Annotated in this window: 11 protein-coding genes; 4 read left to right on the top strand and 7 right to left on the bottom strand. The window is 54.9% G+C overall.

Annotation, left to right across the window (positions count from 1 at the left end; translation table 11 throughout):
* Nucleotides 1-77: 77 nt before the first annotated feature.
* Nucleotides 78-383 carry a DNA methyltransferase gene (locus MFF42_RS26410; RefSeq protein WP_283206922.1) on the top strand — a complete coding sequence of 102 codons (306 nt, stop codon included), beginning with the start codon at nt 78-80 and terminating at the stop codon, nt 381-383.
* A gap of 158 nt (nt 384-541) precedes the next feature.
* Here the strand turns inward: MFF42_RS26410 and MFF42_RS24365 are convergent, their stop codons facing one another.
* A complete protein-coding gene (locus tag MFF42_RS24365; RefSeq protein ID WP_238258455.1) occupies nt 542-1,783 on the bottom strand; it encodes an EVE domain-containing protein in 1,242 nt (413 codons plus the stop codon).
* A gap of 40 nt (nt 1,784-1,823) precedes the next feature.
* Here MFF42_RS24365 and MFF42_RS24360 point away from each other — a divergent pair, with 40 nt between their 5' ends.
* From MFF42_RS24360 to MFF42_RS24350, 3 genes are all read left to right on the top strand, one after another.
* Complete coding sequence (locus tag MFF42_RS24360; RefSeq protein ID WP_238258453.1) at nt 1,824-2,387, top strand: recombinase family protein; 564 nt, start codon at nt 1,824-1,826, stop codon at nt 2,385-2,387.
* Between the two features lie 177 nt (nt 2,388-2,564).
* Nucleotides 2,565-4,085: a DUF3696 domain-containing protein gene (locus MFF42_RS24355; RefSeq protein WP_238258451.1), complete on the top strand. Its 1,521-nt coding sequence runs from the start codon at nt 2,565-2,567 to the stop codon at nt 4,083-4,085.
* A gap of 16 nt (nt 4,086-4,101) precedes the next feature.
* The gene (locus tag MFF42_RS24350) at nt 4,102-5,049 is read left to right on the top strand and encodes a hypothetical protein (protein ID WP_238258449.1); all 948 of its coding nucleotides are present in this window, start codon (nt 4,102-4,104) and stop codon (nt 5,047-5,049) included.
* 22 nt (nt 5,050-5,071) lie between these two features.
* On the opposite strand, the gene MFF42_RS24345 is transcribed toward MFF42_RS24350, so the two are convergent.
* From MFF42_RS24345 to MFF42_RS24320, 6 genes are all read right to left on the bottom strand, one after another.
* Complete coding sequence (locus tag MFF42_RS24345) at nt 5,072-5,350, bottom strand: hypothetical protein (RefSeq protein WP_238258448.1); 279 nt, start codon at nt 5,348-5,350, stop codon at nt 5,072-5,074.
* Nucleotides 5,351-5,395: 45 nt separating this feature from the next.
* Entirely contained in the window at nt 5,396-5,935 is a 540-nt protein-coding gene (locus MFF42_RS24340; RefSeq protein ID WP_238258446.1) for a hypothetical protein, read from the bottom strand.
* Entirely contained in the window at nt 5,932-6,099 is a 168-nt protein-coding gene (locus tag MFF42_RS24335; RefSeq protein WP_238258445.1) for a hypothetical protein, read from the bottom strand. Before MFF42_RS24335 ends, MFF42_RS24340 begins: the two co-directional genes overlap by 4 nt.
* Nucleotides 6,099-7,259 carry a hypothetical protein gene (locus tag MFF42_RS24330; RefSeq protein WP_238258443.1) on the bottom strand — a complete coding sequence of 387 codons (1,161 nt, stop codon included), beginning with the start codon at nt 7,257-7,259 and terminating at the stop codon, nt 6,099-6,101. Before MFF42_RS24330 ends, MFF42_RS24335 begins: the two co-directional genes overlap by 1 nt.
* Nucleotides 7,260-7,407: 148 nt before the next feature.
* Nucleotides 7,408-8,148, bottom strand: a complete 741-nt coding sequence (locus MFF42_RS24325) for a M48 family metallopeptidase (protein WP_238258441.1) — start codon at nt 8,146-8,148, stop codon at nt 7,408-7,410.
* Between the two features lie 182 nt (nt 8,149-8,330).
* Nucleotides 8,331-9,413 (bottom strand): type I restriction enzyme subunit R domain-containing protein (locus MFF42_RS24320; protein WP_238258439.1); only part of this gene is annotated, 1,083 nt, incomplete at its 5' end.

Here is a 9,413-nt window from a genome sequence, read left to right as displayed (position 1 = left end):
CGCTCGCCTCGCTCCGTAGCTCAGCACCTGAAGCCGCAGTACGCAGCCAGCATCGCCGATAGGCTCAGCCAAAGAGCATGCCTGACGAGCGGCTCGTATCAACAACCCCCCGGGCAGAGGCCATCAACCCTGCGCGCTTCTTTTACTGCGCGAAAGCGTCCGCATCCGATCGTGGCTCCGGCAACTATCACCCAACGGTGAAGCCGAACAACCTCATGCGTTACCTCGTCCGACTGGTCACCCCGCCTGGAGGAACCGTGCTCGATCCATTCTTAGGCTCAGGTTCGACGGGGAAGGCTGCGGTGGAAGAGGGGTTTGGGATCGTCGGGTGTGAGTTGATGCCAGATTACGTGCAAATATCGCGGCTGCGGCTTAACACATAAAAATAAGACAACCCGCACTGTCAATCTGGTATGCGATAATACATCGATCAATTATCTAACTGTTGATCTACCCGCAGCGCAAAGTTTTCTTATATGATCACGATTTTATATTAGCCATTCTTGGCCGCAAGGCCGCGTGAATCAACGACAATTGACGATCAAGCTTTTAAACGATCGATCTTAAAAGTGGCTCCGTCCAATCGCACAACCCAGTTGGTTTCGGTTTCTTCCACTATACCAAACAAACCGTGATGTGCCTGACGATGATGATTCGGACAGAGAACCATAATATTTTGTCGACCCAGCGATCCAGCAACCAACTTGTGGACGGGCTGAACATGATGTGCTTCAGCGTACGGATCACCGTTTGGCTTCATAAAAGCGATGGGATTTTGGCCCACTGCCTCGCATATTTGGCATTTGTGTCCTCGATTTACTTTGACTGCGTTTCCTATGCCTCCTCGTTCAATGACATGGACGATCTTCTCGCGGGATCGAGGATCAAGATTAGGTAGCTTTTTCTCCAAGTTCGACAGACCGGTCGGGGAGAAAGACAAGCGGGCGGCGTTGATTTCTAACAAATCGGCCTGAGAGATACGAAGCACCTCCTCAAAACCCGCTTTCGAGATCGGAATGGTCGCGGTTTGAAGTGGGCGACGCAGATGCTCAAAATTACTTGTCAGAGGAATAAGTTTGCGATCGATAGGGCTGCCCACTAAGTTAAGCAGAATACTTACACGGCACCGAGGGACTATCTTCAGTGCGTCCGTTTTATTGGAGTAATAAGATGCGTCGTCATCAATGCGATTTGTCGCCGCTTCAATGACCTCTACAACAGCGTATACGCCAGCAGGTCTAAAGCGTCTTTTTCCCGTCCCTTTTTGCTCATTGATGCGGATTAAACCAAGGTCTCCGACTTGGATTTCGCTGATGTTGTGTTTGCTAACTTGATATGAAAGTTCCAGACTATCTGTAAGAAGCCGAGCTTCGCCGTCCCAATGCATACGATTGCATACGAAAATCCAATAACCTGTTGGAGGTAGTTTTCGTGTTGGCTCAGCTTTTATCGGAGCATGAATGGGCGATGGAAAACCGCTAAGTCCGCTCTCTTCGAAAATTGTCTTAGCCATATCGATAGCAGCCGGCGTGAATGGGAACCACCAGAAGTCCGCAAGACCTGCGCGCCTGACTCTCATGCGCGCAGAAAGAGGAGGGGAGCAAGCTCCAGGGTCTTTGATGGGCCGCAGCGCAGATGCGGCCGTGACAATGGTATGCCGCCGAGGTGCCTTCTGTGGGGTACCAAGGCAATAGACCCTGGTCATGTGGCACATTCGCTTCAACCATTCTTCAACACGAGGAAGCGTGCCACATACATCCAGCTTGACCATTGGCACGGTCATGCCACAATCCTTTTGATCTCAATGACGCAGAAGGACACGCATGCTGATCGGCCTCGCTCGCACCTCCACCCTTGAACAGGAAGCCGGGCTGGAGGCGCAGAAGCGAATGCTCGGTGCGGCAGGCGTCGAAAAACTGTTCGTCGAACAAACCAGTTCGGTTGGTCCGCGTCCGGCTTTGGAGGCGGCGATCGAGTTCAGCCGCGAAGGCGACACCCTCTGCGTCACCGATCTGTCCCGTCTCGCGCGAAGCATGCACGACTTCTGCCGGATTCAGGCGCTGCTGGAGAAGAAGCGAGTTGAGCTTCGCATTCTGAACCTGGGGCTCGATACAACATCGCCCACGGCCAAGCTAAGCCTAGGAATCCTGTCTGCGGTTGCTCAGTTCGAGCGGGAGATCATGCTTGAGCGACAGCGCGAAGGTATCGCGCGTGCAAAGGCTGAGAAGCGCTACAAGGGCCGTGCTCCGACCGCGATGGCGAAGGCCGAGGAGGTTCGGACGATGGCTGCGACTGGCGTCAAGAAGGCGACGATTGCGGCCGAGCTTGGCATCAGCGTACGAAGCGTATTTCGTATCCTGCAAATGAGCGAATGCGCTCTCGAATAGAGTGAGCAACCTCGTCATTCCACGAGCAGATGGCGGAGCATGCTCTAGGTCGCGCATTAACCGTCATTCTATCTGCGGCGGTGTTGCAGCGAAGTCATAGCGGCATCCTGAATAACAAAATAGTCTTAAAACTACGCGCGCCATCTGCAAAGCAGTTTTAGCTTAGAGCATAAAGACATGATATTGAGCCTTGATTTAGAAAATTTCAAAGCATTCAAATCGACCGGCACCCTCAAGTTAGCGCCCATTACCCTGATATACGGACCTAATTCAGGTGGAAAAAGCTCTATAATTCAATCTCTAATTCTGTTAAAGCAATCACTTTCGGCAAGTTCGATCCAAACTTCAAGACTAATGACGAGAGGCGAGTTAGTAGACTTGGGTACGTTCAAGTCTATTATCAATGGCCATGATTCGACGAAAATTCTTAAGATTGGCGTTTCATACAATACTTCTTTAGCAAGTGCAGAGGGGATCACTTCCGCTCTGCCGGCGGACTCTCTACGGCGGATTGAGTTAACGTTCCAAGCCGCAAGGGAGAAAGGTTCTAATCGACTAACGTCATCGTGCCTCCACCAAATAGAGTTTTTTGCCACGAAGACTACGAGTCTGCCGGGTTTGAAGGTACGACTAAATCGATCGGCGAAATTGCCGCGAGGTATCAAATCAAGGCAGCCAACGGCTGTAAATCTAAGTGCTTTTCAGTGGGCAGATAGTCAGTCTATAGTATCGTTTGTGAATTACGTGCTTGACAGGCGTCAGCAGTCCGCACCGAAGTCTCTTCATTCCCAATTCGGAGAAGGGCCCCGTGAAGACTCTGCATTGTATAAGAAAATGATCGATGCAGTTGAAAGTGCTTTTCTTGTTGGAGATGGCCTACTTCCCCGATCCCTTGTGACTCCCGCAGGAGAGAGTATAAGATACACTCTTGCTGGACGACTGGGCGGTTCTATTGTTGCGGTTCTTGACTATATGGTGCGTGAGTATGCTGGGGCGATGTCAAGCATCTCTTATCTGGGTCCACTAAGGAGCCATCCAGCTAGGCACTACGTGAAGCAGGGCGGAACAGTTAGTACCGTTGGCATTCGTGGTGAAAACACTCCGCAGGTCATCGCCGGACAAGAAAGAGAAATAAAGAGCCGAGTTAATAAATGGTTCGGGAAACTTGGTATAAATTACAAACTTACACCAAGACATTTCGGCAATGAAACTGCGGGCGAAATTATCTCGATCAACCTGACGGACGACACCACCAAGTTAGAGTTTTCACCGTCTGACGTGGGGTTTGGGATAGGGCAATTACTTCCTATCATCGTCGAGGGTCTTGTATCGTATCGACGAACGATATGCGTGGAGCAACCTGAAATCCACTTACATCCTCGTCTACAAGGTCATCTAGCAGATTTCCTTATCGATACCATTTCAATTGAGCCTGAGAAGGTGAAGACGCGACGGGGGCATAGAAACCAATGGATAGTTGAGACACATAGTGAAGCGCTGATGTTGCGACTGCAACGCCGCATCAGGGAGGGATCAATTTCACCGGAAGATGTTTCAGTGCTCTACGTCAACCCGATAACTTCGTCTGGGGGAAGCGAAGTACTTCAGTTAAGACTTGATGAAGATGGCGAATTTATAGACGAATGGCCGGACGGATTTTTTGAAGAGTCCTATCACGAAGTTTTTGCGGGCCGCTAGGATGTTAGTTCCATTTATGATCGACGTAGATGTTTTGGTCGAAACGGTGGATGGCGATCAGGTCCGTCTTAGCAATAGCTACAAAAGGCTGATCGAGCTTTGGAGAAAACTTGGAGTACTTGTTGTCCCTGAACAGTCTGTGACAGAGAGCAGCATCGCCAATAGAATTTCGTCACTCCCGCTTCGCCACCGCAAGCTATGGCAAGTAGCGTTGAAGGATCAAAGAAAAAAGCTGTTTCCGACGCCGAAACTGTCGGAAGAGGTCTTTTCAGCGTACGACAAACTTGTGACGTGCTCCCCGCATGTCGAAGTTGCCTTTGTAGAAGATGTTAAAGCCCTTGTTTTCGGCATTCCATCTGAGTTTCCATGCGGATACGTAGACGAAGGTGATATAGAAATTTGCAGATATGATTGCTGCGAAGACTCGGCGCTAATCAAAAAAGCAGATGCATTAGCTTCGAGTATAATCCCAAGTGGCTCGTCAATAGACGAGCTATGGTCATGCCGCTTTCATAAAATATCGCAATATTCGCGCCATATCGCAGTCGTTGACCGGTATTGTGTTGAGACAATGCAAAATCGAAGAGATGGAAAAAGTGGTCTAAAAACGTTCCTTAGCAAGGTTGCTTCCACTGGTAACAGGAACTCGGTTCACATCTATACCGGACATACCACGGGCGATCGCGATGCACTTGCTCAAGAAGTATTCGACTGCTTGGACGACTCGGGCCTGTTTCGAAGTCTATATTTACATGTACTTGCTGATCAGGATTTCGGGGCAATATCTCATGGACGTTATGTTCGCTTCGATGATATTGTCATCTCGGTTGACACTGGACTGGAAATTTTCCAGGGCGATACCGTATTCAGGAACAGCGAATTCTCCCTAAAATATGATGCGCCAGAACGCAAAGCGATTGAGCAGTCGTTGCGTCAGGCCGGTAAGACATATCAGGTAATTTGATTAGGGGCAGATACAGTGTCTTTTAAAAGTACATTCTGAACGAGAAGGCTTCATTTCGATCAGCGAACTTGTAAAGCATCCCTTTCAGTTTCCCTTTGCTATCGCGCAAGTCGGCAAACTGAAATGATCCCTCACAGTTTGCAGCGATCCATCTCCGGCGTTCATCCAACGCTGCGAGGAACGCATCATCGCCCATGACCGAACGGAGCAGACCCGGCTGCGGTACGACGTGGGGGGTAGCTTGTAGCTTATCAGCGTTGAGGCGCGTGATGACCGCGCGGAAGGAGGGGAGCATCGTCATGCACGTATTTACCCCTGGCGGTCTCCTCCCGCCGCGGGGTGAAGCTCAGGCTCGAATCTGGCGCTGCGCGTAGATCGAGTCGAACACCGTCTCGGCTCGCACGAACCGATCATGAGCCTGCTCGCGGTGTTGAGGGTGACGATCCGGGTGAAGATTCGCGCGATATGCTCGGCGGGCGGCGACGACGAGCCAATCCGGCGCACGCTCATGAAGCCCAACCCTGAGAAACAGCGGGTCTGGCTCCATTCGGCTCTCCGTGGGCTCACGAGCGCTCAAGCGCTCGATCTCCTGCTCAAGCGCTGCCGTATGGGCCTGCAATCGCTTCAGCGCCTCACTGGCGGCTTCAGCCTGATCGTCAGCAGCTTTGTGCGCCCAGGCAATGCGGTGGCGCTGCTGTCGCTCGTGCAGCGCCAGGGGGATGTATCGGATTGCGGCGGCCCAGATCAGGAAACCACCGGCTGTCGGCACGTAGCTGAGCAGCATCAGGCTGACGACGATGACGATGGTGCGCATCACCGGGACCGAGCGGACGCGCAGCACCTGCTCCTCCAGGCTTTCGATGAGGAAGCAAACGAGAGCGATCAACGGCCGAGCAACATCGGCAGGAGGTAGCCTTGGCCGACCAGCCGACCGGAGGCGTCGCGCGTGACATTCGAGCGCGCGTTATAGCTGCCGAGGATGGTGCCGCGGCCATCCCGCAGAACTTCGCGTGCGGGCGCGGCCATGCCGATGGCTGCCGTTCCGTCCATCAGGCGTGGTCCATCAGGTCGGCGAGTTCCTCGACAATCCCATCGACAGCATCATCGAAATCCTCTTCGGCGTCCTCGTCCGTGAGGTCGTACGCTCGAAGCAGAGAGGCCAGCCGCGATCCGGCCCGCCCCATTCCAGGGGCAACGTAGGAGAGAACGCCGTAGCTGCTGAACTTCGCGCGGATCACCTTTAGCGCGGCATGGCTGATCGGTTGGTTGTGGGTGCCACGAATCTGCTCGATCACCCACGCGCCGCCGCTCAGCGCCCGAAGCTCAATTGCAGCGGCCGTCTGGTCTCGGTCCCATTCGTAATGAAGCCGGCAGCCCAGCGCTCCATACGCAATCCTGCTGCCCAGGCAGTTGCCGAGCTTCCGACCCACCTCGTCGAGGTCCTTAAGGGGAATCAGGCGAAGATCAGGGTCGTCTGCCGGAATGGGCGGGGTGACGAGGAGCCGCTCTGACTTCCGAAGCCAACCCTCGATCCATTTCGAGAGATCGCGGTCCCGCGGCGACAGATGGTCAAGGCTCTCCACGAGCGTCGCATCGGTAGCGCTCGGCACGAGCCTGCGGATCAGCGCCAAAGCCTCGTGGAGAGCCTCAAGCGCCGTTTCGCTGCGCACCCGTTCGAGAACGTGCGGGCGGAGGAAGATCGGATCAATTTGCGCGATGATTCGCACCGTTTTCGCGGTGACCGTCCCCTCGATCTGGCCGAGGAGCTTTGCGCGGGCTCGATTCTCCGGCCGGGCGAACAGATCGAAGGCGAGGCGGTAGTCGGTGGTGTCTCGAAACGGATTGTGCCCGATCCGAGCGAAAAGACCGATAAGCCCCGGCGGTGCATTGCCGTAAAGCGCCCGGATGATCTCCGCGGGCCTGAGCAGGATCAAAGCCCTCGCGATCTGCACGAGAGGATCGGTAGCCGAGATGTCGGTTGGGCTGATCGCGGCCAGTCGATCCGCCATAATCTGCGGCCTGTCGAAGTCGATTTCAGCGTACGCGATGAACTGTGCGGTCCGCTTCAGCGCGGAAGCATGAAAAGCCGCGTTGAGGTAGCCGGGAAGGGCCACATCGAGCCGGCACGCTGCCGCAAGATGTCCGCCGTCGAAGGGTTTCGGGTCGGTGCTGGATCGGAAGACCAGTGGCTCCAAATAGCTCTCCATCATGATGGGCTACGCAAAATGGAGGCAAAAATTTAATTTAGTATTTTATAATGAACTGAAATACTTCCCATCTTGCAATATATTCGTTTAAAAATTCGGTCGTTGGTTCACCCACTTTGTCTCCTAAACTGAGTCGTGTGCGTTAGCCCCGTCACTCAGGAGAAAGGCGTTCAATCGCGAGAAGATGCTCGTTCCGTTCGAGCCACCTCTTTCGGACCTCCCAATCCGGCAGTATGCTTCCGACCAGCCCCCAAAAGGCTGGATCATGAGTACGATGCCGGAGGTGACAAATTTCGTGGACCACCGCGTATTCGAGAACCGTTTTGGGCGCGAAGATAAGATGCCAATTTAGATTTACAATGCGGTCCGCGCCACAACTACCCCAGAAATGCTTTTGATCTTTGATCTGAATACTTCTGGGGCTCAGCCCGTTTTCAGCACCATGCTTGCGAACAAAAGCAGTCACATCTTTCCGAACTTGTCTACGAAACCAGAGCCTAAGTGCAGTTTCGATCAGTGGGTCCCGTGATGCTTCGGAAAGGCTGCTCGGGCAGGCTACGTAAAACCCGTTGCGGTAGGTGACTTCGACTACGCTGGTGTCGGTCTGCTCTACCGTCAGACGAGCCCGTCGGCCGCGATAGGGTATCTTCGCACCTGTCACAAAATGCCCGATCTTCGGCATCGCTGCTACACGGGCCGTCATCTCGCGACGTTGTAGAGCCAGCCATTCGCGACGCCTGTGCAGAGCCGCCGCAATGTCGTCCTCCGTCGCCCAGGTCGGAACGACCACCTCAATTTCAGTTGGAGTAACTGTTATCCGAGCGCGCTTCGCGCTGAGCGAGCGGCGGAGGATGTAGTCAATCTGGCTTGCGCCGACGACGAGCGTGGGCACGATCAGGCCCGCGGAAAGTGCTTGAGTGCGAAATCCTCGACCTGTTCGGAGACCTCCTTGAGGCTTCCTATACCGGCGGCGTGGGCCATCGCGCGCACCTGCTGCCGCAGCGACTTGCGCAAGCCGTCCTTCTCCCACCAGCCCGGCGGGGCCGTTGCGTCGCCGGTGTAGAGGGTCGCAATCTACACAGCCAACTGCTCGCCTTTGCCGCTTACGTCGAACGATTGGAGTACTTGCAGGATGCCGTACGCTCCGGGCGATAGGCCAGTCCCCTCATGAGCCTTTTCTTCAGCCGTGATTTCGGCCGCGAGCGTTTCGGCAAGCTTCAGCTTGTCGGCCCATGAGAGTTGGGCATCGTCGAGCCGATCCAGCAGTTCACGCAGCCGGTCGGAAAACTTGCCGTACTGGTGGGGATTCTGACCGATGCGCTCGGTCACGACCTTGCGAAGCTCGGTCGTCTTGCGAATCGCGGCAGTCTTGAGGTCGTCCTCGCTCTTGCCCTCGGTGTCGAAGTCTTCCCAGAAATCCGGGTCGGTGATGTTGCGCAGCTTCACCGTGACGCTGAGCCCCGTGGCGTCGAGGTGCTGTTCGAGCATGTCCTTGATCTTACGGCTGTAGGAGCGGTGGTCGAACGCTTCCCGCTTCTCGAAGACCTGAGTCGCGTAGATCAGGAACACCGCGATCCACTTGAGGTCGGCGGTGAACTCCAGCACGCTCGGGTCGGGGCTGATGGCCTCGTAGAGCCCGATGAACTCGCGCGCTTTGGCCCGGAATTCGAACCATCGATCCTCGCTGCCGAGCAGGCCCACGAGCCGATTGAATTCCGTCTTCAGGCGGTCCTTCTCAGAGGTCCCATTCTCGCGCTTGAGACCCTTCATCATCACCATGACGGCCGCGTGGGCGGTGCGAAGCTGGCTGCGCAGGTCGTCGAGGTCGCGCATCGCGTTCTGTACGTCGTCGGCGCGGTAGGAGGCGAGCGCATCGTCGAGGTGACCTGAGACGCCAATGTAATCGACGATCAGCCCGTTGCGCTTCTTGGCGTCGGCGACGCGGTTGGTGCGAGCGATGGCTTGGAGCAGCCCGTGCTCCTTCAGCGGCTTGTCGAGGTACATCACGGATTCGAGCGGCGCGTCGAAGCCGGTCAGGAGCTTGTCGCAGACGATCAGGAACTCCGGGTCACGGCCGCGCTGTCCGAACGCCTGCTTGGCGGCCTTCTCGGCATCACGGTCGAGGTAGTTGCCTCGCAGGTCCGAGCGCAGCGCCTC

It is taken from the genome of Methylorubrum podarium (assembly GCF_022179745.1).
Classification (GTDB): domain Bacteria; phylum Pseudomonadota; class Alphaproteobacteria; order Rhizobiales; family Beijerinckiaceae; genus Methylobacterium; species Methylobacterium podarium.
Note: the sequence above shows the minus strand (reverse complement) of the source record. Positions and strands in the feature narration are given on the sequence as shown.

Bases quoted from the DNA above. Each gene is read 5' to 3' on its own strand.
- MFF42_RS26410 (WP_283206922.1), top strand. From the start codon at position 78: ATGCCTGACGAGCGGCTCGTATCAACAACCCCCCGGGCAGAGGCCATC.
- MFF42_RS24365 (WP_238258455.1), bottom strand. From the start codon at position 1,783: ATGACCGTGCCAATGGTCAAGCTGGATGTATGTGGCACGCTTCCTCGT.
- MFF42_RS24360 (WP_238258453.1), top strand. From the start codon at position 1,824: ATGCTGATCGGCCTCGCTCGCACCTCCACCCTTGAACAGGAAGCCGGG.
- MFF42_RS24355 (WP_238258451.1), top strand. From the start codon at position 2,565: ATGATATTGAGCCTTGATTTAGAAAATTTCAAAGCATTCAAATCGACC.
- MFF42_RS24350 (WP_238258449.1), top strand. From the start codon at position 4,102: ATGATCGACGTAGATGTTTTGGTCGAAACGGTGGATGGCGATCAGGTC.
- MFF42_RS24345 (WP_238258448.1), bottom strand. From the start codon at position 5,350: ATGACGATGCTCCCCTCCTTCCGCGCGGTCATCACGCGCCTCAACGCT.
- MFF42_RS24335 (WP_238258445.1), bottom strand. From the start codon at position 6,099: ATGGACGGAACGGCAGCCATCGGCATGGCCGCGCCCGCACGCGAAGTT.
- MFF42_RS24330 (WP_238258443.1), bottom strand. From the start codon at position 7,259: ATGATGGAGAGCTATTTGGAGCCACTGGTCTTCCGATCCAGCACCGAC.